The 25,416-nt window shown below is 36.8% G+C and carries 26 protein-coding genes; 21 read left to right on the top strand and 5 right to left on the bottom strand.

Annotated features, from left to right (window positions below; all coding sequences use genetic code 11):
- The first annotated feature begins 296 nt into the window (after positions 1 to 296).
- The 13 genes from AC3WSK_RS24510 (at position 297) to AC3WSK_RS24450 (ending at position 12,145) form a co-directional block, all read left to right on the top strand.
- Complete coding sequence (locus AC3WSK_RS24510) at positions 297 to 1,535, top strand: substrate-binding domain-containing protein (RefSeq protein ID WP_492414846.1); 1,239 nt, start codon at positions 297 to 299, stop codon at positions 1,533 to 1,535.
- A 99-nt stretch (positions 1,536 to 1,634) separates the two neighbouring features.
- On the top strand, positions 1,635 to 2,411 hold the full coding sequence (locus tag AC3WSK_RS24505) for an ABC transporter ATP-binding protein (protein ID WP_492414845.1): 777 nt from the start codon (positions 1,635 to 1,637) through the stop codon (positions 2,409 to 2,411).
- Positions 2,386 to 3,093: an ABC transporter ATP-binding protein gene (locus AC3WSK_RS24500; RefSeq protein ID WP_079561940.1), complete on the top strand. Its 708-nt coding sequence runs from the start codon at positions 2,386 to 2,388 to the stop codon at positions 3,091 to 3,093. Before AC3WSK_RS24505 ends, AC3WSK_RS24500 begins: the two co-directional genes overlap by 26 nt.
- 14 nt (positions 3,094 to 3,107) lie before the next feature.
- Positions 3,108 to 3,980: a branched-chain amino acid ABC transporter permease gene (locus tag AC3WSK_RS24495; protein WP_079561939.1), complete on the top strand. Its 873-nt coding sequence runs from the start codon at positions 3,108 to 3,110 to the stop codon at positions 3,978 to 3,980.
- The gene (locus AC3WSK_RS24490) at positions 3,977 to 4,990 is read left to right on the top strand and encodes a branched-chain amino acid ABC transporter permease (protein ID WP_492414844.1); all 1,014 of its coding nucleotides are present in this window, start codon (positions 3,977 to 3,979) and stop codon (positions 4,988 to 4,990) included. The genes AC3WSK_RS24495 and AC3WSK_RS24490 overlap by 4 nt, the downstream gene beginning before the upstream one ends.
- Entirely contained in the window at positions 4,987 to 5,991 is a 1,005-nt protein-coding gene (locus AC3WSK_RS24485; protein ID WP_492414843.1) for a 3-oxoacyl-ACP synthase, read from the top strand. The genes AC3WSK_RS24490 and AC3WSK_RS24485 overlap by 4 nt, the downstream gene beginning before the upstream one ends.
- A 12-nt stretch (positions 5,992 to 6,003) precedes the next feature.
- The gene (gene phaZ, locus AC3WSK_RS24480; RefSeq protein WP_492414842.1) at positions 6,004 to 6,915 is read left to right on the top strand and encodes an intracellular short-chain-length polyhydroxyalkanoate depolymerase; all 912 of its coding nucleotides are present in this window, start codon (positions 6,004 to 6,006) and stop codon (positions 6,913 to 6,915) included.
- The gene (gene fabG / locus AC3WSK_RS24475; protein WP_492414841.1) at positions 6,899 to 7,630 is read left to right on the top strand and encodes a 3-oxoacyl-ACP reductase FabG; all 732 of its coding nucleotides are present in this window, start codon (positions 6,899 to 6,901) and stop codon (positions 7,628 to 7,630) included. Before phaZ ends, fabG begins: the two co-directional genes overlap by 17 nt.
- A 16-nt stretch (positions 7,631 to 7,646) precedes the next feature.
- Positions 7,647 to 9,113: a class I adenylate-forming enzyme family protein gene (locus tag AC3WSK_RS24470; RefSeq protein ID WP_492414840.1), complete on the top strand. Its 1,467-nt coding sequence runs from the start codon at positions 7,647 to 7,649 to the stop codon at positions 9,111 to 9,113.
- A gap of 212 nt (positions 9,114 to 9,325) precedes the next feature.
- A complete protein-coding gene (locus AC3WSK_RS24465) occupies positions 9,326 to 9,691 on the top strand; it encodes a hypothetical protein (protein ID WP_492414839.1) in 366 nt (121 codons plus the stop codon).
- 186 nt (positions 9,692 to 9,877) lie between these two features.
- Entirely contained in the window at positions 9,878 to 10,339 is a 462-nt protein-coding gene (locus AC3WSK_RS24460; protein WP_492414838.1) for a DUF2975 domain-containing protein, read from the top strand.
- A gap of 494 nt (positions 10,340 to 10,833) precedes the next feature.
- A complete protein-coding gene (locus AC3WSK_RS24455; protein WP_427483635.1) occupies positions 10,834 to 11,283 on the top strand; it encodes a MarR family winged helix-turn-helix transcriptional regulator in 450 nt (149 codons plus the stop codon).
- Between the two features lie 4 nt (positions 11,284 to 11,287).
- The gene (locus AC3WSK_RS24450) at positions 11,288 to 12,145 is read left to right on the top strand and encodes an MBL fold metallo-hydrolase (RefSeq protein WP_170938980.1); all 858 of its coding nucleotides are present in this window, start codon (positions 11,288 to 11,290) and stop codon (positions 12,143 to 12,145) included.
- A gap of 74 nt (positions 12,146 to 12,219) precedes the next feature.
- Here the strand turns inward: AC3WSK_RS24450 and AC3WSK_RS24445 are convergent, their stop codons facing one another.
- On the bottom strand, positions 12,220 to 12,780 hold the full coding sequence (locus AC3WSK_RS24445) for an AAA family ATPase (RefSeq protein WP_079561929.1): 561 nt from the start codon (positions 12,778 to 12,780) through the stop codon (positions 12,220 to 12,222).
- A gap of 495 nt (positions 12,781 to 13,275) precedes the next feature.
- Between AC3WSK_RS24445 and AC3WSK_RS24440 the strand changes: the two genes are divergently transcribed.
- From AC3WSK_RS24440 to panF, 6 genes are all read left to right on the top strand, one after another.
- Positions 13,276 to 14,970, top strand: coding sequence for a methyl-accepting chemotaxis protein (locus AC3WSK_RS24440; RefSeq protein WP_079561928.1), 1,695 nt, complete (start codon positions 13,276 to 13,278; stop codon positions 14,968 to 14,970).
- Positions 14,971 to 15,353: 383 nt separating this feature from the next.
- Positions 15,354 to 15,596, top strand: coding sequence for a hypothetical protein (locus AC3WSK_RS24435; RefSeq protein ID WP_079561927.1), 243 nt, complete (start codon positions 15,354 to 15,356; stop codon positions 15,594 to 15,596).
- A 23-nt stretch (positions 15,597 to 15,619) separates the two neighbouring features.
- Positions 15,620 to 16,090: a GNAT family N-acetyltransferase gene (locus AC3WSK_RS24430; protein WP_427483638.1), complete on the top strand. Its 471-nt coding sequence runs from the start codon at positions 15,620 to 15,622 to the stop codon at positions 16,088 to 16,090.
- 191 nt (positions 16,091 to 16,281) lie between these two features.
- A complete protein-coding gene (locus tag AC3WSK_RS24425) occupies positions 16,282 to 16,647 on the top strand; it encodes a GyrI-like domain-containing protein (protein WP_492414836.1) in 366 nt (121 codons plus the stop codon).
- 271 nt (positions 16,648 to 16,918) lie between these two features.
- Positions 16,919 to 17,182: a YhdT family protein gene (locus AC3WSK_RS24420; RefSeq protein ID WP_079561925.1), complete on the top strand. Its 264-nt coding sequence runs from the start codon at positions 16,919 to 16,921 to the stop codon at positions 17,180 to 17,182.
- Positions 17,182 to 18,627, top strand: coding sequence for a sodium/pantothenate symporter (gene panF / locus AC3WSK_RS24415; protein ID WP_492414835.1), 1,446 nt, complete (start codon positions 17,182 to 17,184; stop codon positions 18,625 to 18,627). Before AC3WSK_RS24420 ends, panF begins: the two co-directional genes overlap by 1 nt.
- 316 nt (positions 18,628 to 18,943) lie before the next feature.
- Here panF and AC3WSK_RS24410 read toward each other — a convergent pair whose 3' ends face one another.
- Entirely contained in the window at positions 18,944 to 19,714 is a 771-nt protein-coding gene (locus tag AC3WSK_RS24410; RefSeq protein WP_079561922.1) for a TSUP family transporter, read from the bottom strand.
- Between the two features lie 125 nt (positions 19,715 to 19,839).
- On the opposite strand from AC3WSK_RS24410, the gene AC3WSK_RS24405 reads away from it, so the two are divergent.
- A complete protein-coding gene (locus AC3WSK_RS24405) occupies positions 19,840 to 20,625 on the top strand; it encodes a TrmB family transcriptional regulator (RefSeq protein WP_492414834.1) in 786 nt (261 codons plus the stop codon).
- A 71-nt stretch (positions 20,626 to 20,696) separates the two neighbouring features.
- On the opposite strand, the gene AC3WSK_RS24400 is transcribed toward AC3WSK_RS24405, so the two are convergent.
- Positions 20,697 to 21,068 carry a nucleotide excision repair endonuclease gene (locus tag AC3WSK_RS24400; protein WP_079561920.1) on the bottom strand — a complete coding sequence of 124 codons (372 nt, stop codon included), beginning with the start codon at positions 21,066 to 21,068 and terminating at the stop codon, positions 20,697 to 20,699.
- Positions 21,069 to 21,419: 351 nt separating this feature from the next.
- On the opposite strand from AC3WSK_RS24400, the gene AC3WSK_RS24395 reads away from it, so the two are divergent.
- Positions 21,420 to 22,331, top strand: coding sequence for a tyrosine-type recombinase/integrase (locus AC3WSK_RS24395; RefSeq protein WP_492414833.1), 912 nt, complete (start codon positions 21,420 to 21,422; stop codon positions 22,329 to 22,331).
- Positions 22,332 to 23,185: 854 nt separating this feature from the next.
- Here AC3WSK_RS24395 and AC3WSK_RS24390 read toward each other — a convergent pair.
- Both AC3WSK_RS24390 and AC3WSK_RS24385 read right to left on the bottom strand, forming a co-directional pair.
- The gene (locus tag AC3WSK_RS24390) at positions 23,186 to 23,695 is read right to left on the bottom strand and encodes a DUF3231 family protein (RefSeq protein WP_492414832.1); all 510 of its coding nucleotides are present in this window, start codon (positions 23,693 to 23,695) and stop codon (positions 23,186 to 23,188) included.
- 1,154 nt (positions 23,696 to 24,849) lie between these two features.
- Positions 24,850 to 24,969, bottom strand: coding sequence for a YjcZ family sporulation protein (locus AC3WSK_RS24385; RefSeq protein ID WP_492414831.1), 120 nt, complete (start codon positions 24,967 to 24,969; stop codon positions 24,850 to 24,852).
- Between the last annotated feature and the right edge of the window lie 447 nt (positions 24,970 to 25,416).

Raw genomic sequence — 25,416 nt, 5'->3', positions numbered from 1 at the left:
TATGAATTAATATGAAATTTATATAATAAAACTGCTTTGCTGTTGTTGCAGAAAAAGTGGCACATCACACTTTTGAAGTTAGATATCGATATTTTTCAAAAGTTGGGTGATAAATTGATAAAGTTGGTCGATAAACAATCAAAAATTCTCGATAAATCTCAAAACTGTTTCGATAAACCCCTCATACCCGGAAAAACCACACTATCTTGTAACTAATTTGTAACTGGAGTTTTATATAGTGTTTACACAGCAACGAAAGCGCTTTCTTTTTAGTTCATTATGAAAGGGGATATGGGATGAAAAAGCATTGGTTATTTGTGCTTTTATTGATGTTGACGATGTTGATGGTGGCTTGTAATTCGGATGAGACGAAGGATAGTTCAACCGGCGACAAGGCTTCAGAGGATGACACAAAAGGAACTACGGAGGAAGGGGGCACTATTAAAATCGGCGTGCTTGCGTCATTAACGGGTGCTCTTGAATCGTATGGGAAACAAACAAAGAATGGCTTTGATTTAGGAATTGAATATGCGACTGGCGGCACGATGGAGGTTAATGGTAAGAAAATAGAAATTGTTTATGAAGATACAGAAACAAAGCCTGAGGTTGCAGTTCAAAAAGCGACGAAGCTATTAGAAGATGACAAGGTTGATTTTTTAGTAGGTTCTTCTAGCTCAGGTGATACGCTTGCCGTTTTACCACTCGCGGAAGAGTACGAAAAGATTATGGTGGTGGAGCCAGCGGTAGCGGATAGTATTACGGGCTCAGAATTTAATAAATATATTTTCCGTACAGGCCGAAATTCCTCTCAGGATGCTTATGCTGCAGCGGCAGCGATTGCGGGAAAAGGTGTTAAGATTGCAACGTTTGCGCCGGATTATTCTTTTGGCTTGGATGGGGTTAAAGCCTTTAAGACGGCTGCGGAAAAGCTAGGTGCAGAAATTGTTTTAGAGGAATATGCGGATCCGGCAGCTACTGATTTTACGTCCAATTTGCAAAAAGTAATTGATGCAAAACCAGATTATTTATTTGTTGTATGGGCTGGTGCAAACTCGCCGTGGAATCAAATTGCCGATTTAAAAATTCAAGAAAAAGGCATTAAAATTTCTACGGGTGCACCAGATATTATTGCATTGAAATTTATGAATCCATTAATTGGTATGGAAGGGTTCTCTGTTTATTATCACACGTTACCACAAAATGATGTAAATAAATGGTTAGTTGAGGAACATAAAAAACGCTTCAATGACGTTCCAGATTTATTTACGCCAGGAGGCATGTCTGCAGCCATCTCGATTGTAGATGCTTTGAAAAAATCAGAGGGTGATACAGATGCGGAAAAACTGATTGGCATTATGGAAGGGATGTCATTTGAAACACCAAAGGGTACGATGACTTTCCGGAAAGAAGATCATCAAGCATTACAGTCGATGTATTCGATCCGTTTAGAAAAGCAGGATGGTGTAGATTATCCGGTACCAGTGCTAGTTCGTGAGCTTAGCCCTGAAGAAACAGCCCCTCCGGTTATGAATTAATGAAATTGGAGACAGAAAGCGTTATTATTCTGTCTCTCTTCACCCACTTTCATATGAGAATGGGTGAAGAGAGTTAGAAGTACTAGAAAGGAGAATACGATGGAACCCATTTTGCGAACAGAAAACTTAACCATTCGTTTTGCCGGACACATAGCTGTCGACCATGTGAATTTTAATATGCCGGAAAAGCATTTGAAGTCAATTATTGGACCAAATGGAGCTGGAAAAACAACCTTCTTTAATTTAATAAGTGGAGAGTTAAAGCCGACTGCCGGGGATGTCTATTTTAAGGGGCAATCACTTGCGCAAAAATCAGCAATTGAAAGAACACGCATGGGCCTAGGGCGATCTTTTCAAATTACGAATGTTTTCCCGAACCTGACAGTATTAGAAAATGTCCGTCTGGCTGTGCAATCCAAGGAGAAAGTTCGTTTCCAACTATTTCGCCATTATAAAAGCTATAAGGCGATTACTGAAAAAGCGGAAGAGCTATTAGCACTTGTTTTACTTGACAATAAAAGAGATGCCCTCACGACAATGCTATCTCATGGGGAAAAGAGAAAGCTTGAGATTGCGATGCTGTTAGCACTTGATACAGAAATTCTTTTACTAGATGAACCAACGGCAGGCATGTCTTTAGAGGAGGTGCCGACGATTTTAGAAGTGATTCGCACGATTAAAAATCAAGGTGATAAAACCATTCTCCTCATTGAGCACAAGATGGATATGATTCTAGATTTGTCGGATTCGATTATGGTGCTATTTAATGGCCAGCTTCTTGCAGATGGAACACCAGAGGACATTATGAAAAACGAAACCGTACAAAACGCATATTTAGGAGGTCTGTACGATGAACACGTTACTGAAATTAAATGATGTCCACACATATATCGGGCAATATCATATTTTGCAGGGGGTCAATTTTGAGGCAATGGAAGGGCAAGTAAGTGTACTGCTCGGTAGAAATGGAGCAGGCAAAACGACCACTTTAAAAACGATTATGGGGTTAACACCTGCCTCAAAGGGAGAGGTAGAATTTAACTCAATTTCTATTAAGAAAAGCCCGACTTATAAAGTAGCGAAGTTAGGAATAGGCTATGTTCCTGAAAACCAAGGAATCTTTGCAGATTTAACCGTAGAGGAAAATATGAAAGTAGCCATGCGTAAAGAAGATACAGCTACTTTAGAGCGGCAAAATTATGTACTGGAGCTGTTTCCAGACTTAAAGAAATTTTGGAAGAAGGCTGGTGGGCATCTTTCAGGTGGTCAAAAACAAATGCTGTCTATGGCACGGGCATTTATCAATGATAGTAAGTTGATATTGATTGATGAGCCTTCGAAAGGATTAGCGCCCATTGTAGTAGAGAAAGTAATGGAGGCCATTGTTGAAATGAAAAAGCAAACGTCCATCGTACTTGTCGAGCAAAACTTTATGATGGCGAGCCGAATTGGCGATACGTATACATTGATTGATGATGGTAGAACCGTTCACTCAGGGAAAATGCAAGATCTTATCCATCATGAAGAATTAAAACGAAAATATCTTGGAATCGGATAAGGGGGTGTACTTTATTGGAGCTACTTGTCAATTTAGTCATTAATGGCCTTGCAACTGGCATGTTAATCTTTTTGCTGGCGGCTGGTCTGACGTTAATTTTTGGATTAATGGACGTTTTGAACTTTGCACATGGGGGTTTATTTGTTTGGGGGGCTTATGCGGGGATCTTTACGTATATGTTCACAGAGAGCTTTCTTATTGGAATTGTAGGTGCCATCGTAACGGGAGCTTTATTAGGACTCATTACTGAAAAATTAATAATAACACCTGTGTACGGCAATCATATTCAGCAAATTTTAATTACATTAGGGCTAATGCTCGTGCTGCAGGAGATGATTAAAGTTGTTTTTGGTCCAAATGGTGTGGCCGTGAAAACGCCGAGTTACTTAGCAGGCAGCTGGGAAATTGGAGACGTAATTATTATTAAATATCGATTATTTATTATTGTTGTCGGTTTTATCATTTTCGGTATTTTCCAATACATGCTAAAAAAGACGAAGGTCGGCCTCGTCGTTCGAGCTGGTGTACAGGATAAAGAGATGGCACAGGCGCTTGGTATTCATATTAAGCGAGTGTTTTTATATGTGTTTATGGTTGGTGCAGCACTTGCAGCTCTTAGTGGTATGTTAATGGCTCCGTATTCAGGCGTCATCTATGCAGAAATGGGCATGGAGTATGCGATATTAGGTTTTATCGTTGTCGTAATCGGAGGAATGGGCAGTTTTTCAGGCTCGCTATTAGCAGCTATATTAGTAGGTTTAGCAGGCAGCTTTATGGCTTATTATGTGCCAGTGTTATCGCTTGCGGTCAATATGATTTTAATGGCTATTGTATTAATTTTCCGTCCACAAGGCTTATTTGCTATGAGAAAGGAGAGATCAACATGAAGCTTCCATTGCAGCATCTATGTTTTTTCCTCATGTTAGCTATTTTAGTGCTTCTCCCTTTCGTCAATGACTCAAGGACGCTCATGATTTTATTAACGCAAATCTTTATTTTCGGTATTTTAGCGATGAGCTATGACATTCTCCTTGGCTATACAGGAATTGTGTCATTCGGGCATGCAATGTTTTTTGGTTTAGGTGCATACACAACCGCTGTCATGCTGAAACAGATGGAGCCAACACTCTCAACATTTTTCTTATCGATTGTAGTCGGCATGTTACTAGCAGGCTTCATTAGCTTTTTAGTAGGATTACTGACACTTCGATTAAAAAGTCATTTCTTTGCGATGCTGACATTAGCTTTTTCAGGACTATTTTTAGTTGTGGCAGAAAAATGGCGTTCTGTTACATACGGAAATGATGGCTTTACGTTTAGAGCACCTGAAATATTTAGAGATCGAATGACGTATTATTTCTTCGTGCTCGCATGCTTAGTCGTTATTTTTATTGCGCTATATCGCTTTGTGAACTCGCCAACTGGTCGAATTTTAATTGCTGTTCGGGAAAATGAACAACGAACAAAATCACTAGGCTACAACACTTTGTACTATAAAGTGATTGCTTCAATTGTCGCAGGTACTGTTGCGAGCTTAGCAGGCTCCTTATATGCTATCTCCCTCCGTTTTGTCAATACGAGTGTGATGACAATGGACATAACGTTAGATGCATTATTAATGACGATTATTGGCGGTGTTGGCACATTAGTTGGACCATTATTAGGATCGGCTATTATCGAATATGCACAGCATGCGCTTTCAGGGTTAGCTCGTGATTATCCAATATTTGAACGTTGGATTATCTTCTTTGGGATCCTTTATATTTTAGCAGTTATCTTTTTCCCAAAAGGAATTATTGGATCCTTGCGCATGATGTTTTGGAAATGGCGATTAAAGCGAAAAGGAATAAATCAATCATCGGTTGTCCTGTCGCAGGAAAAGGAGCGATTTGAATGACTGTAGGCATTGTAAGTACAGGAATCTATATTCCGCAGACGAAAATGACGTCAAAAGAAATTGCGACGCTTTCCAATATACCAGAGGATGTTATTCGACAAAAAATGGGTATTTATGAAAAGCCTATTCCTGGTGAGCACGATCATACGGTTCAAATGGGAATATGGGCCGCGCAGGACGCTATACGCAAGGCTAATATCGACCCGAAGGACATTGATGTTGTGATGTATATGGGAGAGGAGCATAAAGAGTATCCTTTGTGGACTGCCTCGATAAAGATGCAGGAGGAGCTAGGGGCCGTAAATGCTTGGGCATTTGATGTGCAATTAAGATGCGGCACAACTATTATGGCACTAAAGTTAGCGAAAAGCTTAATGGCGTCGGATGATTCCATTCATACCGTACTCCTAGCTGGTGGCTATCGAAACGTTGATTTTATCGACTACAGCAATCCTCGTACACGCTTTATGTACAATTTAGCAGCTGGTGGAGGCGCAATTCTTTTACAGAAAAACTATGACAAAAATCAATTATTAGAGGCGGATATTATGACGGACGGTTCTTTCTCAGAGGATGTAGTCGTGCCTGTCGGTGGTACAAAAAAGCCTTTGACGCCTTCTGATTTAGAAAATAAATTGTATCAGCTCGATGTGATTGACCCAATTGGAATGAAGGAACGTTTAGAGCAAAAATCTTTAAGCAATTTTTTGAAGGTAATTCGAACATCTTTAGCGAAAAGTGGATTCAATGAGGGCGATGTTGGTTATTTAGCGATGCTTCACATGAAAAGATCTGCTCATAATTATATTTTATGTGAACTCGGCTTAGAGCAAGAGCAATCCATCTACTTGCAAGAGTATGGTCATATCGGACAGATTGATCAAATATTATCATTGCAGCTAGCGTTAGAAGAAGGCCGTATTCATGATGGCGACATCGTCACACTTGTTAGTGCTGGGATTGGCTACGTATGGGGAGCGATTACGATTCGATGGGGATAAGGGGGAAATGCAATGTTAAAAACTATTGAGCTATCAAATGGAGAAACGATTGCGTATCGCAAACGTCAAGGGGGAGAACGTGTTTTATTATTGATTCACGGTAATATGACATCATCCAAACATTGGGACGTTCTAATTGACGCGTTGGATGAAAAATATACTATTTATGCGCTGGATTTACGGGGCTTTGGTAGTTCATCTTATCATAAACCAATTTCCGCGATTAAAGATTTTAGTGATGATGTGAAGCTTTTTGTGGATGCGATTCAATTGCAGCAGTTTGACATGATTGGTTGGTCAACGGGCGGAGCTGTTTGTATGCAGTTTGTCGCACAGTATCCAGGCTATTGTCAGCAGCTTATTTTACTAGCCTCGGCATCTACGAGAGGCTATCCATTTTACACAGATTTAGGTACTGGTAATCAAGCTGCATTAAAAAGAGCTTTTACCTATGAGGAAGTACTCGTCGACACATCTAAAACAAAATTAGTACAAGGCTTCTATGATTCGAAAAATGTGCATGGCTTACAGTCGGTCTGGAACGCACTTATTTACACACATAAACAGCCTAACCCAGAACACTATCAAACATATGTGGAGGATATGCTGACACAACGAAATTTAGCGGAAGTTTATCATGCCTTAAATGTCTTCAATATAAGTGCTGTTGATCATGATGTCTCAAAAGGCACACATGAAGTACAACAAATTACGATTCCAGTTTTAGTGTTAAGAGGGGATCGTGATTACGTAATAACAGAAGGAATGAATGATGAAATAATGCTCGATTTAGGTGGAAATGCACAATTCGTTAGTTTAAAAAACTGCGGTCATTCCCCATTAATAGATGATTTACCACAGCTGACATCTGAAATTGAAGCGTTTTTAGAAATAGGAGGAAAAAAGTATGCGTTTAAACAATAAAGTTGCCATAATTACGGGAGCCGCGAATGGAATTGGCTATGCTGCTGCTGAACGGTTTATTGAAGAGGGTGCATTCGTTGTCATTGCAGATTTTAATGAGGATGCAGGTGTTTCAGCAGCCAAACATTTTGGGGATCAAGTATTATTTGTGCAAGTAGACGTTGCGGATAGAGAAAGCGTCAAAAACTTAGTAGCAACAGTTATAGAGCAAACGGGCCGGGTCGATATTTTAGTGAACAACGCGGGTATTACACGTGATGCGATGCTAACAAAAATGACGGAAGATCAGTTTCATCAAGTGCTAGATGTGAATTTGACTGGAGTGTTCAATTGTACGCAAGAGGTCATTCCACATATGATTGCTGCCGGAGGGGGCAAAATTATTAATACATCCTCTGTTAGCGGTGTTTATGGCAATGTCGGTCAAACGAATTACGCTGCCACAAAGGCTGCTATTGTCGGCATGACGAAAACTTGGGCGAAGGAATTAGGGCGCAAGGGGATCAACGTTAATGCGGTGGCTCCTGGCTTTACAGAAACTGATATGGTGAAAAAAATGCCAGAAAATGTGCTAGCACAAATGCGTTCTGTCGTGCCATTGCAAAGATTAGGAACACCTAGAGATATTGCCAATGCCTATTTATTTTTTGCATCTGATGAGGCTTCCTATGTCCACGGTCACACACTTCATGTGGATGGAGCAATTATGATGTGATAAGGAGGCTTTCCAAATGTTTGTAGAGCAATCCTGGATTTTAAAACGTACATCGTTAACACCTAAACTTATCGCATTGGTAAACCTCGAAACACAGGAGCAGTGGACTTATCAGCAATTAACAGAGGAAATCACAAAATGGTGTCATTTTTTTGAGCGCCAAAACTTGCGGGCCGGAAGTCGTGTTGCCGTATTTGCGAAAAACCATATCCAGCTTTTTGCTGTCTTATTCGCCTGTGGATTAAGAGGCCTAATCTACGTACCATTGAATTGGCGATTGAGTGCAAAGGAATTACATGATATTTTGACGGATGCTACGCCTTCTTTACTACTTTACGATGAAGAAATGAATTGCCCAGTATCTTTAGAAAATATGCATTCTCTGCGTTTAGCGAGTGAAGCGGCTACTCTCAGCATTCGAGAGGTAGACCTGAATGACCCTTGGCTTATGATTTACACTGGGGGCACAACTGGCAAGGCAAAAGGTGTTGTCCTATCGTTTAATTCTGTGAATTGGAATGCAATTAATACAATTATTAGCTGGGGTTTAAATGATCGTGATTGTACGTTAAATTATATGCCGTTGTTTCATACAGGCGGTTTAAATGCCTTATGTATACCGCTTTTAATGGCTGGCGGTACAGTGGTGATTGGTGATAAATTTGAGGCAGAAAACGCTCTTCAGGCGATTAATCAGTATAAGACTACGATTTCACTTTTTGTGCCAACAATGTACCAAGCGATGATTGCAACGGACTACTTTAAGGAGAATTGCTTCCCGTCAATGAACGTATTTTTATCAGGAGGCGCACCATGTCCGTATCCAATCTATGATGCATTTATTAAAAAGGGGCTATTTTTTAAAGAGGGCTATGGCTTAACAGAAGCGGGGCCTAATAATTTTTATATTTCTCGAGAGGCAGCCTGTTTGAAAAAAGGGGCCGTCGGGAAGAGTATGCAATTCAATGAAGCAAAAATTATCAATAGTGCCGGAGAAAGCTGTGCGCCCAACGAAGTGGGAGAGCTATTCGTCAGAGGTAAGCATATGTTTCTTTTTTACTGGAATAATCAGCAGGAGACTGAAAAAATCATGCATGAAGGTTGGTTGAAAACTGGTGATTTAGCCATGATGGATGAGGATGGTGACTTTTATATTGTCGGTCGCAGTAAAGAGATGATAATTTCTGGCGGGGAAAATGTGTATCCACAAGAAGTCGAGCAATGTATTTTGCGCCATCAACTAGTGCAAGAGGTAGCGGTCATTGGAATAGCTGATGAGTATTGGGGAGAAATCGTAGTGGCCTTTATCGTTTGTCAGGATCAGGATGAAACTATATTAGAGAAAATCAAAGAAATTTGTAACAAGCATTTAGGTCGCTATAAAATCCCTAAAAAGATAATCGTCATTGATGAATTGCCAAAAACAAGTGTCGGAAAAATTGATAAAAAAGCATTACAAATGTATGCGAAGGCTGCGAAATAACGAAAAACGCTTGGAAATTCAGGCGTTTTTTTGCTTTTATTGTATCCTTAATTCTCAATTCGGAGTAGTCCATTAAAGATTGGGATAAACGGATAGAAGAGCGATTCAATTGGGCAAGATTGTGGAGAATCCCCTGTGTAATTATGATAAAATATTGCGAGTGAAATCAGATTTTTAACGATTTTCAGTAACGAAGCGAGGGCAGTCCTACTTTGGAAAATGTAACAAGTGTAGAAAAATTGGAATCAACAAAATCTTTACAATCGACAATCAGCAAACTCGAAAATGCCTTGTCTCAGATGACCGAGAAAGGTGCAAATACTACTTTAGTAAAGAAACGACTCAAAGCTGTTTGCATTGGATTAGCGATGCTAGAAAATGTTTGGAATCAAAGTCCCCATCATTATACCCAGGAAGATTTAGCCGTAGCGCGCACTGTTCTCGTTGGTTTATTACCATCAATTGAGAGTGTATATATGAAGTCAAAGGTTGGTAGTCCCCAAAGAACGCTTTTAGAAAGAAGGATTAAAGCGTTGGAACTAGCTGTTCAAGCGATTGATGCACTTTTAACAAACTAACAACTTTACTATTTTTAATATAAATGAGCTGTTAGTGAGCCGTGACTGTGAAAAAATAAGGCAATTTTCTTATAGATTGTTGCCATCCAAAAATTTTTTAACCAAAAGATATGTATAATAATTTTAGAAACTTTCTTAATTTTGTGACGTTATAATGATAACCATGAAAAATTAAGGGGGGACAATATGCTAAAAATTAATTCCGCTATTTTAAGTTCAGTCATTATTTTAATAGGTATTATCATTTTGTTATTATGTGTGTTGGTTTTACCGAGGGTAGCGCAGGAAACCGTACTAATACACCCAGAAGTTGCATATCTAAGATATCCGATTTTATTTGGAATGTATGCGACAGCGCTGCCGTTTTTTTATGCAATTTACGAAACAGTGAAAATGATTCAAGTCATTGAGTGTAAATCTATCTTTTCAATTCGCATTGTTAAAGGGTTAAATCATATAAAATATTGTGCATTTGTCATTATTGTTTTGTATGTCTTAGGTATCTTTGTACTTGGTAATGCAAATGCGTTACCACCAGTAATAGCGGTAATGGGATTTGGTATACTTATCGTGACAATAATGGTGGCGGCAGGAGCAGCCTTTATAAAAAATATACTTATAAAAAATCAAATGAAATTATCTAATTAATCCACTCCGAGAACTTAATGTAGTGGTCATTTTCTTGCCCTTTAGTTTTTCAAATAGCTATTATAAAAAATGCACTAGAAACGAGGGTGTAGAATTATATCGTAAGTAAATATGATTCTTTAGTAAAATTTTATTTTCTTCTTCATTTAACGGGGCGTTTATTAAAGATCAAAGAGTTGCATATGCAGCTCTTTTTGCTTTATTGAACTAACTGTACAGATTCCAGGTATATGTACCAGAGTTTACTGCTAAAGGTTCTGACGGACCGACTAAAAATAGTAATAGACAGTTTAAGTCTTTCTGTAGGCGTAAATGATTTCCCTTACATTAAAGAAGGTACTTACCAGTGTAATGTGTTATTAGTAACAATCTTTGAGAAAATAGCCAAAAATAAAGAAGGCTTGCCATCTTTAATAATTCCATACAATAATTGACAATCCGCTTTTAGTTAAGTAAACTAAACTTAACTAAAAGTAAATTGGGGCTGATAAATCTTGGACGATTATTTAATAATGATAGACCAAATCAATCAAAAGTTTGAGCAGTTCAAGTTGTTAGTTTTACAAGAATCCAAAGAGGTTGAGGAATTAGAGAACTTTCACTTAACTCCACAACAAGAAATTATTATGTTTTATATCATTCGCAATGAGCCTGTAATTGCGAATGATATTGCAAATCATTTTGGTATTTCAAAAAGTGCGGTTAGCCAAGTAATTTCAAAGCTCGAAGAAATGAAAATGATCTATCGTCAAGAGAATGCAATAAACCGTAGAGAGACCTTTATTTATCTTGGGGATAGAGGACAAGAGTTTCATCAACTTCTAAATAAAATTGACGCCATGCTTGTAGAAAAATATTATTCGAAAGTTAGCTTAACAGAGTTAAAAAATGTTCTTGATACATTAAATAAAATTGTCGGAACTAATGAAAACAAAGGGAGTTAAGATAATGGAGAAAAATTTGAAACAACTAACAAATCGTATACATTATTTACCGCATAATTCTGAAACTGATCGACCAATACTGTCTGCCATTTGTGGGGATCACCAAACCTTAATTGTTGATGCAGGAAATTCTGATAAACATACTAAGTTATTTCTTGATGAACTAAATCAAAGTCAAATTGCTAATTATCATTCTGTAGTATTAACGCATTGGCATTGGGATCATAGCTTTGGAACAAATCAGATGAATCTATTAACCATAGCACATGAAAACACAAAGATGCACCTTGAAAAAATGATGGAATATGATTGGTCAGATGAAGCTTTAGATAAACGTGTCGAAATAGGCCTAGAGAATCAGTTTTGTTCCGACATGATTAAAAAAGAATTTGGAGTAGACAGAAATATTACCATCAAATTACCTAATATTACTTTTAAAGATAATTATGAGATTGAATTAGGTGGTATTCGGTGTGTAGTCAAATATGTGGGTGGAGATCATTCCGATGACTCATCAATTATTTATGCAGAGGAAGAAAAGGTACTTTTCTTAGGGGACTGCTTGTATCCAAGTATTTACTCACAACAACCACAATATAAAATTGAAAATGTTAGACATCTCTTAGAAAACATTGAAATGTTTGATGCCGAAATTTATGTGCTTTCGCATGAGCCCCCATTATCTAAAGAGGATTTTATGGGGTATATAATGTTGTTGAAGTTAATTTGTGATTTAACAGAAAAACATCAAAGAAACCATTCGAATTTAGTTAATGAACTATCTACTCAACTAAATCGTAAATTAAGTCAGTTAGAAGAAGAAATAGTATATTGTTTTATTAACGGATTATCAGTTGATTAAAATAAAGTTGTAAGTGGTATGTAGTTCTATTTTTAGAACCGAAAAACGCTTGGAGATCCAGGCGTTTTTCAATTCTATAAATGAAATGTTTCCTTTATGCACATAGCAACTTCTTCAGCACTCAAGTTTGTGTTGTTGATCTTGAGATAATTTGGATATTTTAATTCGCCCTCTAAGGAATTTAGTCTGTATTTTTCCATCGAGCTTTTCAAATCTTTTTCGGACCATTCAATATCTCTCTTTGAAGGTTTATGCTCAAGTCGATTACCGCTTTTATTTCTTTCCAATCTTTCTACTACATCAGCTTCAAGCTCTACAAAATAAACAGTACCCCCTCTTGATTCAAAAAGCTTTGCAAGATCGTCGACATAATCCCAATCCTCCTGCATATCAAAAGCCCAGACATAAGTAAAAATTAAGCCATACAAATTACTTTTGGATACCTCTTCAAATATTTCCTGACGAAACAAATTAACCAATCTTTTTCCTTCTGTTGTACCATAACCAAAAAAATGACTAACCAAATCAATCGTCATATGGTTATGAAAAAGTTTCAAATCCGTTATTTTAGCTAATTCCTGTCCAACAGTCATTTTTCCTACTGCTTGAGGACCAAATATTAAAACAAGTTTCATAAACTCCCTCCCTTTTAAAAAATATATTAGCATAAATTTCAAATTACACCATAAAAACGAAGGATATTAGTTCACCAGCGAGAGATGGTGGTGACATTATGTTAAAGCATATGTTATGCGGATAAGTTTATCGGAGTGGAGACTGGCGACTCCTCGGACGCCCCCAGGAAGCTTTGCTCTGCGCGAAAGCGAAGCGTCAGCGGCAAAATGTTTTATCTGCGCGAAAGCGAAGCGTCAGCGGCAAAATGTTTTATCTGCGCGAAAGCGAAGCGTCAGCGGCAAAGTGGCAAAGTGCCCAGTCGGAACGGAAATTAACCACACGTTGTGAATTCATTGTATTTCCCTTAGCTACTGCTCACCAACAACTCATTTATATTAATATTGTTAATTTATTGATAATGTATTGAAACTATTGATAGAATCATGTTTAATAAAAATGGTTCACATTTTATACATAATATTCCTAATTAATATGAGAAAGGAGAGACGAATTATTTGCGCGCTTTTAAAATTAGTACGAAATTTAATTTGCTTTTAGTGGGCGTTATTCTGTTTTTAAGCATTATGATTGGATTTGTATCCCATATACAAGTGAAGGAAATTATGCTTAATAATTTTGAGCAGAGTGTAACCCATATTTCAAAGGTCGGCTATGCGCTTCTAGAAGAACGATTTAAGGGCGATTGGGCTATAAAAGATGGGGAACTTTACAAAGGGGATTCAAAAATAGTTGATCAGGAAGCCTTTGTTGATGAGGTTGGCGAAAGCATCGATGGTGGTGTAACCATTTTCCAGGGCTCCAAAGGACTTATTACTAATCTAAAGCTAAATGGCGAACGTTTAGTTGGCAAAGATGCTGATCCAAAAGTCGTTGAAAATGTTATGACTAAAGGGGAAACCTTTATTGGTGAGGCAGATGTAGTAGGAACGAAATATTTAACACTCTATGCACCTATTAAAGATGCAAATGGAGACATCATTGGGATGTGGTTTGTCGGTGAAACAATCGATGAAGTGAATGCTATTATTTTTGCATTTATCGGCAAGCTTCTCATTGTATTGTTCATCGGAGCTGTCATTGCTATATTAGGTAGCTTCCTGTTTACGAGAGCATTTGTGAAGCCGCTTCGTGAAATGAATGCTCAACTTCGAGATATTGCGGATGGAGAGGGAGATTTAACAAAACAGCTACAAATTAATTCCAAGGATGAAGCAGGTGAGCTTGCACAATCGTTTAATAAAATGCTGACAAGCTTAAAGGTAGTTATGCAACAAATAGCACAATCCTCTAAACAAGTTGATGTATCGTCTGATGGCTTAACATCTAAATCACAGCAAACCGCTGACATGACGAGACAACTAACTTCAACACTACAAGATTTAGCCGATGGTTCAAGAACTACATTACATAGCACAAGTGATAGCTTAACGGCCATGCAGGAAATGGCGATTGGCATCCAACAAGTTGCTGAAACTGCTTCAACGGTTTCAGATGCTGCTGATTTAATGAGTGACGAGGCTGCTCAAGGAAATGATTCTTTGAATCGTGTATTGAATCAAATGACAATTATTAACAAATCATCTGACCATGTAGAGGCGCAGGTCCGAATTTTAGGTGATCAGTCGCAACAAATTGGCAATATCGTTGATGTGATTACAAGCATCGCTGATCAAACGAATTTGCTTGCCTTAAACGCAGCCATCGAAGCGGCTCGTGCCGGGGAGCAAGGAAAAGGATTTGCTGTCGTTGCAGATGAAGTTCGTAAATTGGCAGAACAATCAAAGAAATCTGCTGATCAAATAGCATCGCTTATTCATTCAATTCAAAGTGATACGACCAATGTTATTACGGCTATTTCTAGTAACTCGAAGGAAGCTGCCGCAGGTATGGATGTTGTCGATGATACAAAACTGGCCTTCCACAAGATCATGCAGTCGATTAAAGGAGTAAGTACACAGTTGCATGACATCTCCGCTGTAACGGAACAAATGTCTGCAAGTGTTGAAGAAGTTACTGCCTCAACAGAAGCAATGGCACGCATTGCAACCAAGGCAACTGAAAGTACGGAACACGTTACGATAACAGCAGAGGAGCAACTAGCCTTCATAGATAATATGGCTTCTTCAGCAAAAGAAATGGCACAGCAGGCAGACGAGCTTCAAAGCTTAATAAAGAAATTCCAATATTAAAGAGTTGATAAACGCTAATCCTAGCAATTTGAAGTACACAAATGGGAACAGTTTTTCTCAATTCTATTAAAAGGATAGAAGAGCTTAAATAAATTGGCTCTATCTATCCTCTTTTTTATCACAGATGGCACTATATACTACAACAATTTGTTCGTTCATCAATCTAATATTGCGGTAATTCATATCAATTATTAAAAGTACATTCAAGCCTATTTCTTAAACGCCTATGTAAAAAAGATATAGCCTGTTTTCTAAAAGATTCTTGCTATTCAATTAACGATGAAGGATATAATAGTTGAAAAATTGTGAGTATTCAAAATTTAGTGGATGATATATGTTAAAATAGTTATTTGATACATAAATATTTCTATAGGAGTATGTATATGAAAATAGTAGAAAAGTATGGAAAAGTTATAATAGACAACTTTGAATTTTATGGTCAAATTGAAAAAGATAAATATTGTTCTAAATGCAAGTTTAATCTAGTATATTACGATGATTTTGATGCTTATTTTTGCCCTAAATGTAATAGTTGGACTGAATCAAAATGTAGTGATCCTAATTGCAAATATTGCCATAACCGACCAGAAAAACCTTTAACTTCTTTCAGCATTGATGAAAACTAAAACCATGAAAGGAGAGCTAGATAGTGGAAATAAGAATAGCCAAAATCGACGACTTATCGCAATTGTTGTATATATTAAATGAGGTTACATTAAATTTACAACAAAAACGAATACACCAATGGGAATACCCTTGGGATCATAATAAAATTATAAACCAATTAAAAAATAACTTTTTGTACGTTTTAATAGTAGAAGAAGAAATAATAGGAACGTTTTGTATATATGATATAGAAAATATAAATGAATTTTCCCTTGATGATAAAAGTAAGTATCTATCTCAAATTGCCATTTTACCCAAGTTCCAAGGAAAAAACATTGGTTCTGCAATAACAGAATTTGCTTGTTCTTTAGCAAAAGGATTAGATAAAACCTTGTATTTAGATTGTTGGGCTGGAAATGAAAAGTTAAAACAGTTTTATTCAAGAAATGGTTTAGAATATATAGGTGACTTTCCTGAAGAAGACTATTTCGTTAGTATCTTTCAATACAGCTAAGCATATTTGCTTTGCTTCAATTGGAAATCATACAAACACATGTATAGGAGTATGAATTAAAGTATTTTCCTTCACAATCTGGGGCTTATTAATAAAGAAATTCCAATAGTAAAGATGGTGAAAAACGCTTGGTTATCCAGGCGTTTTTCCAATTTTGAAAGGAGGATTATTTACTTTATAAGGAGGGGGAAATGACTGAAAACACATTGCAAAACAAAGCGATTAAAGAAGTTTGGGAGCTAATGCTAGTAGGTTTTCGAGTTTTATGTCCGGATGATCAATATATAATCGAAATACCTAAAATATCTTTGCCGTTAAATAAACGAATTAGCGAAATAAAACATGTCAAAAATCCTTTACAGCAAGTTGGGGCTTTTGTTGTGGAACATGAATTTGGTGAAGAAGATGGATACTGGGTTTGTGTTGAAATGAAAGAGTTCGAAGATATTCCACATGATATGGTCACTCTAACAATCACACCTCAAAGATATGCAACTTTAAGACATAAAGGGGTCAATCTTAAAATAATGGATGCCTATACGAATCTACATTTGTGAATTGAAGAAAATAAATATGAAAGACTTAAAAATAAATGGCACTTAGAAATATTTCACAGCATGAAAAATAGTGGGAATTTAGATATAGAGCTATTAGATACGATTGTGTAAAGTCTGTTAATGAGAGTCTAAACGTCAAACATAATATTAAGGGGGAATTTCTGTTTATCGTTTTTGAAACTAAATTGTAGTGCTGATATTTATTTTTCTCACAAAGGTTCCCATAATACGAACATATCAGTAAAATAGAGTAGGTTAGGGGGACAGTATTTTGAAAGATCAACGTTTTAAAATTGCGCATCGAGAGGCGCTTATCGGTATTGGACTTGTTATCGTTAACTTTGCGATATGGTTCGGCTTTGCCTATGGACTAGGCTCTGGTGATCCAACAAGCTATACGTATGTTTTCGGTTTCCCTGCATGGTTTTTCTATAGCTGTATAGCAGGGACAGGTTTTATGATTATTTTAATCTGGCTCGTCATGAAACTCTTTTTCAAAGAGGTACCATTTGACGATGAGGAGGTGGATCAATAATGCACTGGCAAGTTATTGTTCCACTGCTATTATTTTTAGTCATCATCTTTGGTATTGGTATCTGGTCAAATAAGCATATACGCTCATCCAATTCATTTTTACAGGAATACTTCCTCGGTGGTCGTGAAATGGGAGGCTTCATCCTTGCGATGACAATGATTGCTACGTACGGTAGTGCAAGTAGCTTTATTGGTGGTCCAGGTGTTGCTTATACGAAAGGGCTTGGTTGGGTATTATTGGCGATGGCTCAGCTTCCGGCGGGTTATTTTGTTTTAATGATTTTAGGGAAAAAATTTGCTATTATCGCAAGACGTTATCAAGCGATCACGTTAATCGACTTTTTACGAGAGCGCTATAAAAGTCATGTCATAGTTATTTTATCAGCTATTAGTATCATCATCTTTTTATTTTCTGCCATGATGGCACAATGGGTAGGTGGTGCTCGATTAATTGAATCATTAACGGGCTTAAACTACACAACGGCACTGTTTATTTTTGCGATTTCCGTGTTAGTTTATGTGATCATTGGGGGCTTCCGTGCTGTTGCGTTGACGGATACGGTGCAAGGCTCGATTATGGTGATCGGAACAGTTATTTTATTAATTGGGACAATTATCGCTGGCGGAGGAATTGATAATATTATGGCTTCGCTTGTCGCTGAGAATCCGAATCTCGTATCTCCATTTGGAGCTGAAGGTGAATTAACGCCATTATACGTTTCTACATTTTGGATTTTGATCGGTGTTGGAGTAGTGGGGCTTCCACAAATCGCTGTTCGTGCGATGAGCTATAAAGATTCAAGAAGTATGCATTTAGCCATTATCATTGGCACTATTGCCATTGGGACAATTATGTTTGGGATGCATCTAATTGGTGTTTTAGCACGACCAGTGATGCCAGGTATTGAGATTGGTGATAAAGTTATGCCACTGCTAACATTAAAGGTTTTACCGCCATTTTTAGCTGGTGTTGTCTTAGCAGCACCAATGGCAGCAACGATGTCTACAGTTAATGCGCTCCTAATGCTTGTTAGCTCAACAGTAGTGAAAGATATTTATTTAAATTATATAAAGCCAACTGCGAATGATACGGAAATTAAACGTGCAAGCTTTATTGTTACAGCAGTGATTGGTTTAGTCGTTATCGTTTTTGCACTAAATCCACCAGATCTATTAGTATGGCTTAATTTATTTGCTTTCGGCGGACTAGAGGCAGTCTTTATTTGGACAGTCGTTTTAGGACTATATTGGAAAAAGGCGAACAAATACGGTGCGATAGCGTCAATGATTTCAGGGATGACCTTATATATTATCATTGATCGTTTTTACCCTTCTGTCTTTGGCATGCATACTGTGACAATTCCAATCGTCGCTTCCTTATTCATTTTTGTTATTGTTAGCTTATTAACGAGTCATAAATTTAAAGACGAAAAGTTGTTTATCTGACTTATAAAACGCCGTAGAGATTGAATATCTACGGCGTTTTATATTGTATTCAAAGAGTGATAGATAATACGTCGAGAGTCGTGGATAGAAACCTTGAATTGATGGATAGAACTTGAATCGATGGAAAGGGTCACCGGAACGACGGATAGTACCTTTGAAACGACGGAAAGAGTCTCCGAATCGACGGAACGGATCACGGAAACGACGGAAAGAACCCCTGGTACAACGAAAAACCTCTCTCGAATTAAAAAATAGAACACCCAAAGTTCATAAACAAACAAAAACGCCGTAGAAATAGCGTATCTACGGCGTTTTTTTAATGAATTATGTAATCATAAGCATTTTTAGTGAGCAATGTAATCGTTACGATAATAAACAATACGCGAACAAAGCCGCTACCTTTTTTTATCGCCATACGGGAACCTACAAATGCACCGGCAATTTGAGCTACACCCATCAGTAAACCGTAGACATAATGAATTTGACCTAAGTAGGCGAACATTAAAAGGCCTGCAAAATTACTTGCTAAGTTTAAAAATTTGGCATTTCCTGCTGCCTTTAAAAAATCGAAGCCGATTAATAAAAAGCTAAAAATTAAAAATGAGCCGGTTCCTGGACCAAGGAATCCATCATAAAAACCAATGCAAAATAACAATAGCATGAATAAAACTAAGTGCGTAGACTTTAAATTTTTGACTGCAGCTACTGAACCCCAGTCTTTTTTGAAGATTGTATAGACTGCAACAGCTGCAAGCATTACTAGCATAAGTGGTTTTAGTAATTCGGGGTTTATTAAATGTACTGTCCATGCACCAAAGAGTGATCCAATAAAGGCTAGGGGAAAGTATTTGATAACCGAACGAATTTCTAGCTGACCGGAACGATAAAAGGAAATGGTTGATGTTAAAGACCCCATTGTACCAGCAAGCTTATTAGTTGCTACGGCTGCTGCTGGATTTAAACCGGCAAACATGAGGGCGGGTAATGCAATTAAGCCACCACCACCAACGACGGCATCCACAAAGGCGGCTAAAAATCCAAAAGATATTAATAATATGACTACATTTAAATCTACTTCAAATAGCATGTATACACCTCTTTAGATAGTTACTACTGAAATAGTAACTAAATTTTACGTGTCTGTAAAGACTAATTTTTTCGTTGGCTAATCTTCATAGCCTTCAACTATAATAGAGGAAATGGAGGGATTCGATGGAATTATTAATCGCCCAATTAAAAGAACTGGGATTCACAGAATATGAAGCAAAGGCCTATACGGCACTCGTACAAAATAGTCATGTTAGTGCCTATCAAGTAAGTAAGAACTCCGGTATCCCACGTGCAAGAATATATGACATACTTAATGTGCTTGTTGAAAAAGGGTTAGTACTGAAAGAAGAAACGGCAGATCAAACGACATACTCTTCCATTCCTGTTGCTGTGTTTTTACAACAAATTGAGCAACGCTGGCAATCGAATTTCACGTCGATTAGTGATCAATTAGAAAAATTAGAGGTAAAAGAGCAGGAAGCGGAGCATAAGGTTGTGACGCTAAAAGGAAAAGAGGCAATCGTCAATTATTGTCAGTCGTTATTACAAAAAGCGGAGAAAAAAGTACTATTATCAATGTGGGAAGATATGTATGAAAAATTGCGAGAAGATATACATGAGGTCGCTCAGCGTATTCCGGTTCATGGAATTACTTTGTATGTGGATGAAAATATTGCATCGATTGACCAGCACCGCATTACTCAATATACGAGGAATGCTTCCACGCCCCATTGGTTTATTCTGTCTATAGATGGTCAAGAGATGATTTATGGACACTCACCGTCCAATCAAGAAACGGCTTTTATAACAAATGACCCTGTGCATATTTATTTATTAGAGGATTATATTTGGCATGACGTGCTTGTCAATCGATTGTTAACGCGCGATGATGATATGGAGCTTGAGGAATGGATTACTAAAGAACGTAAAGCCTTTTTCGTAGAGTGAAGATAATAAAAGAATCTACAAGCACAGATGGCTTGTAGATTCTTATTTTTTGTAATATAAGATCTTTTATCTTAATAAAAAACTTTATCAACATTGTATTTAGCGCGGAATGTATTAACCGCGTATGTTTCGTAAATTTCACGTTCCATTGGATCATCTACTTCGTACACTTCAATTTTGAAAACTTCATCACGATGATTTTTCATCGGTGACACATTGTCTTCAAAATGCTTTTTAATACGTTGACGAATTTTACGTGCTTTACCGACAAATAATAGTTCATTCTGTTCATTGTAGAATAAGAAAATGCCGCCATTTTCACGAGTGATTTTATGGAAATCAATAAAACCGAAATACGGTGTGATTGGAACATCACCTGGTTTTAAATCTTGCTCTCGTTGGCGAATTACTAAATCTGGTTTTGGAAATTCAATTTTAATCAAACTATTCACGTTCCTCTCTGTTACTAAAGGTATATGTTAACATAATTACAGCTTGTTTACCATAAAATATATGGACTTAGCTTCAATATTAGTTTTAAACAAATTACATAATGACATGCATGGTTAATAACAAAATATTCTATGTATTGTTGATATTCTTAAATGTTCATGTTACAATTCTTTTTAATTAAATAATCTTATCAAGAGAAGGCTTGAAAAAACTTAGGAAAAGTCAGCAATACCAAGGGTTCAAGGCACTTGTTAAGATGTGGAGTAAAATACAGTTTGTTTGTTATCAATAGTACACTTCTTATTGTCTATTAATTTAGATGAAAAGGAGTGTATTTTTTTATGCTTTTAAAGTTTGCGTTTGATGATTTTATATCGGATAGACGATTCAATAACACAACTGAGTCAAATATCAGAAGCTATAAATACATGATTAAACCTTTCATTGACTATTGCATTGAAGAAGGAGCAGTTAATGTTGAGGATGTGAGACGAAGTCATCTTAAAAAATATTTAATGATGGCACAGCAAAAAAACAGGAAACCAAATACAATCAACACAATTATTTTACGTGCTAAAGCTTTTTTAAATTATTGCGTTGAAGAGGGGTATGTTGATGAAAACATTGGGAAGAAGATAAAAACTCAAAAAGTAGATGTGAAGATTGATACTTTTACAGACCAACAAATTAACCAAATGTTAGCGTTCTATCGGACACAGAGAAAGAGGCATCAATCATATAGCAGTTACCGTAACTATTTGGTAATTTTAGTACTGCTAGGTACAGGCATTCGTAGGAAGGAACTATTAATGTTGAAGTGGGATGATGTAGATTTTAAAAATCAAACGTTACAAGTACATGGTAAGAGCAGGAAATATGAAACGGTGTTTTTGACAGATAAATTAACGAGAGAGCTACTAGCATTCAAGACATTTTCGTCAAATATCTTAAAAAATGAAAGTGAGTATTTGTTTGTTACTAATAAAAATGAACCATTTACAATTAATACGATTGATTACGTTTTTCGTGAATTAAAAGAGAAAATGAATTTTAAAGATGTGCGAGTTAGCCCACATACATTTAGGCACACCTTTTGCAGGAATCTAGTCCAATCAAATGTAAACAGTTTTACGATAATGAAGTTAATGCGACATGAAAATATAACAACGACTCAACGCTATGTAAATTTATGGGGTAGTCACTTAAAACAGGAGAATGACAAGCACAATCCATTAAACAATTTCGATTTTTAAGCAATAAAAAAGAGGGTCAGTGCTGAGAACACTTTCCCTCGATACTCAAGATAGCAGTAGACGAATACAACTAAATATGAGCATTTATAGCCTTCATTTTACTTGAAAAAAAGATAAAATGCAAAGGTCTAGTTTCCTATTGTCTTTTTTAGATGATAGTAGCTCGTTGGTGGAAACCTAGTAACACCAATTGAAACTAAACTTGACAGGTTACGACGTTCCCATCGCACACAAACGTCTAGCACCCTCTATAAGCGTTCCTTGTTTCGCTTTGGGTGTAAATGGTGTTAGCGACCATTAACGGCTAGGAGTGGAAGGTCTGAATGATTAAGGTCATGCAGAATACATAGTACATTGTAATTGTTGTTGAGTTTCTCATAACAGTAGAATAAGCATTTACGATACACGCAGAAGGCATGTAGACGGATTACAAGACGTTTCGGGGGCAGAAGTAGAAACTATATGTATTGTTCGAAAGAACGCATTTAACAAGGGCATACATATACGGATACCTCAAATGACGGATTCATGTACATAGTGCAATGGCTGTCTATGTTTTAGATTCTATTAATTTAGTTTCTGAAATGTAGGCAGTCATTTTAGCACCAAGCCGTTTTCCTCAACTCAGGCTTCATGTTGGAAGGGAAGGAGCAGTATGTCAATAAATTAAACACAATTATACTTAGCTTTTTGGCTAATTAAAAAAGGCTTTTTTCTAAAAGAGTGTTGCTATACTACTAACGGGGCAGGTTAGTGAAATAAGCAAAATGTGCCTAGTGGGCTGGCATGAACTATTACCGAAAAAAAACCCCAGTATAAACTGGGGAGACGGTTAGTCAGGTTCAATAAATATTTTATTTTTCTGGGTAATCTACATGCATTGGCGGTGGAACTAACCAGCCTTTAGTTTTATTAAGACGTAGAAGTCTAGCTCCAATTTGAGCTTTTGCTGTATGGAATTGGCCATACATTAAGGCAATATCTTCACGAGTAGAAATGCCCATTGCTTGACTGCATGCAACTAATCCAGCAGCTAGGTCTGCACTAAGGGCAGCGCTAATTTCTGGATCGTTAAACTTAGCACCTGCAGGGATATCTTCCATTCTTGCTACTGGTCTTTCGGGTGAAGCAGGAGGTAAACCAATACCATTTGTTTTTAGGATTTTCTCTAATTGTTTTACTTCTTCCCTGCAAAGTTCAACTATATCTTCAATTATTTTTTTTAGATCTTCGTCACCAGCGTGATTATAAAAAGTTTGATACCCAGAAATCATACCATAATCTGCAATTAAATTTGACCAAACACTAAAAACTTCACCGTAATGTAATGGCTCGTTTTTTGGATTTCCACCAAGAATACCCATACTTTCACTTCCTTTTCTTATTTTAGCTAAAGCAAGGATAGTATGGGTTAAATAAGAAAAATAATTCATTTTTTAGAAATAAAAAAAGAGTCACCGAATTGTGACCCTAATGACAAATGAGGGAGGCTGTGACGGTCAACCAGCGCCACAGCAAGTGCGTGCGATACACTCGATATTAGAGTGTGCAAATTGAGGTTATCTATACATTGAAAAAGCAAAGTCGTCAATCGAATAAAATGTGTATGGAGGTTAAATTATGTATTGGCGGGATAGCGCAATGCAATAACAACTTGGGGCGATGCAATGCAACAGGTTGCTATCCCAAAACTAATATATGTAATGGTATTTAAAAACATATATAACACTATAAAAAAGTGAGAAAAGGATGGGAAAAGAGCCATATCTTTAAGAAGAAATTACTAAAGAGTAATTTAGAAAATAGGGAATTTGAGGGATCCATTATATTGTTATGAATTATCTATGAATATATCTAGGTTTCTGCAGACTTTTAAAATATAAGGGCCACTTGAGCAAGAGTGACCCAAATCCTCGAGTGCAGAGCTAAGCGCATTTGCTTAACACTACTATAATTATGTTGAGATTGCATGGTTTGAATAGTGGATAGCCTTAGAAATCGAAATAAAAATAAAAAAACCATAACGGCGAGGTCGTTACAGTTTTAAAGTAGTGTGTATTGGACAATATAAAAATGCTAAAGGGATAGCATGTGCGATAACAGTATGGGGTATTGCAAGAGGTTGCTATCCCGAAATAAATATATGCATTTTAAATTAAAAACATAACAACGAAATAAAAAGGGTCATTTCCTAAATCAGAAGTGACCAATAATAGCTTTATAATTTTTTTATGTTTTGAGGTGAAAAAAATTGCGAAGATGAAATTTAATGATGACATTACATTTTAAGCTTCACTCTTAGTCATTTTACATTTATAAATGCAATAAAAAAACTGCGGCGCTCGCCAACACCACAGTTTAGTTAGTGTGAGACACTAGAGAGCTTCTTTAATATGTACAGGTTTAAGAAAATTTATACATTGAAAATCTACAGTGTGTGATGATGCTTCTGCACAATACTTGGAAAGAACTATAAAAGGGTCACCAGGATGGGAGGGCGACCCTTTAATTAAAAATGTTAATATCCAGTCATGAATGTAGCGCCAATAATAATTAAAAGAATAAATAGAACAACAATTAAGGCAAATGATGAACCATTACCATAACCGCCACCAACATTTCCACCATAGTAACCCATAAAGAACACCTCCTTTTTACAATATATAATATGTTAGCTGCAGAGAAGGAGTATGGTTGATAAACCATTCAGCAGTGGGCATTAAAAAATATATTTTTGTAAGATAAGACTATAAAAAAAGGGCCACTTGGGATGGAGTGACCCTTAGTAGAAAGGTAAGGATGTGTAAGGCTAAATTAGCTTACCTTACTATTATTATGTTGTGATAGCTATGTTTGTATAATGAATTGCCTGTGTAATAGATTTAAAAATAAAAAAAGCCGTATCGTAGTCACATGCTACATTAAACTAATGAATAATATGAGGAAATTAATAAATAAGGCATTCCACTACTTTTTACGATTGTCTAAGAATTTGTGAAGAACCATACTTCAACTAACCAGCTAATAGTTTGTCAATATTTTTCTGTTAAAAGTTTAATATGCACGTGCTATACTAAAAAATGCA

The sequence above is a fragment of the Lysinibacillus sp. EB271-A1-10B genome, assembly GCF_058791335.1.
The sequence above is the reverse complement of the archived record's forward strand: the minus strand, read 5'-3'. Positions and strand labels throughout refer to the sequence as shown.

Coding starts and splice junctions, on each gene's coding strand:
- AC3WSK_RS24510 (WP_492414846.1), top strand. CDS start 297: ATGAAAAAGCATTGGTTATTTGTGCTTTTATTGATGTTGACGATGTTG.
- AC3WSK_RS24505 (WP_492414845.1), top strand. CDS start 1,635: ATGGAACCCATTTTGCGAACAGAAAACTTAACCATTCGTTTTGCCGGA.
- AC3WSK_RS24500 (WP_079561940.1), top strand. CDS start 2,386: ATGAACACGTTACTGAAATTAAATGATGTCCACACATATATCGGGCAA.
- AC3WSK_RS24490 (WP_492414844.1), top strand. CDS start 3,977: ATGAAGCTTCCATTGCAGCATCTATGTTTTTTCCTCATGTTAGCTATT.
- AC3WSK_RS24485 (WP_492414843.1), top strand. CDS start 4,987: ATGACTGTAGGCATTGTAAGTACAGGAATCTATATTCCGCAGACGAAA.
- phaZ (WP_492414842.1), top strand. CDS start 6,004: ATGTTAAAAACTATTGAGCTATCAAATGGAGAAACGATTGCGTATCGC.
- fabG (WP_492414841.1), top strand. CDS start 6,899: ATGCGTTTAAACAATAAAGTTGCCATAATTACGGGAGCCGCGAATGGA.
- AC3WSK_RS24470 (WP_492414840.1), top strand. CDS start 7,647: ATGTTTGTAGAGCAATCCTGGATTTTAAAACGTACATCGTTAACACCT.
- AC3WSK_RS24460 (WP_492414838.1), top strand. CDS start 9,878: ATGCTAAAAATTAATTCCGCTATTTTAAGTTCAGTCATTATTTTAATA.
- AC3WSK_RS24450 (WP_170938980.1), top strand. CDS start 11,288: ATGGAGAAAAATTTGAAACAACTAACAAATCGTATACATTATTTACCG.
- AC3WSK_RS24445 (WP_079561929.1), bottom strand. CDS start 12,780: ATGAAACTTGTTTTAATATTTGGTCCTCAAGCAGTAGGAAAAATGACT.
- AC3WSK_RS24435 (WP_079561927.1), top strand. CDS start 15,354: ATGAAAATAGTAGAAAAGTATGGAAAAGTTATAATAGACAACTTTGAA.
- AC3WSK_RS24425 (WP_492414836.1), top strand. CDS start 16,282: ATGACTGAAAACACATTGCAAAACAAAGCGATTAAAGAAGTTTGGGAG.
- panF (WP_492414835.1), top strand. CDS start 17,182: ATGCACTGGCAAGTTATTGTTCCACTGCTATTATTTTTAGTCATCATC.
- AC3WSK_RS24410 (WP_079561922.1), bottom strand. CDS start 19,714: ATGCTATTTGAAGTAGATTTAAATGTAGTCATATTATTAATATCTTTT.
- AC3WSK_RS24405 (WP_492414834.1), top strand. CDS start 19,840: ATGGAATTATTAATCGCCCAATTAAAAGAACTGGGATTCACAGAATAT.
- AC3WSK_RS24395 (WP_492414833.1), top strand. CDS start 21,420: ATGCTTTTAAAGTTTGCGTTTGATGATTTTATATCGGATAGACGATTC.
- AC3WSK_RS24390 (WP_492414832.1), bottom strand. CDS start 23,695: ATGGGTATTCTTGGTGGAAATCCAAAAAACGAGCCATTACATTACGGT.
- AC3WSK_RS24385 (WP_492414831.1), bottom strand. CDS start 24,969: ATGGGTTACTATGGTGGAAATGTTGGTGGCGGTTATGGTAATGGTTCA.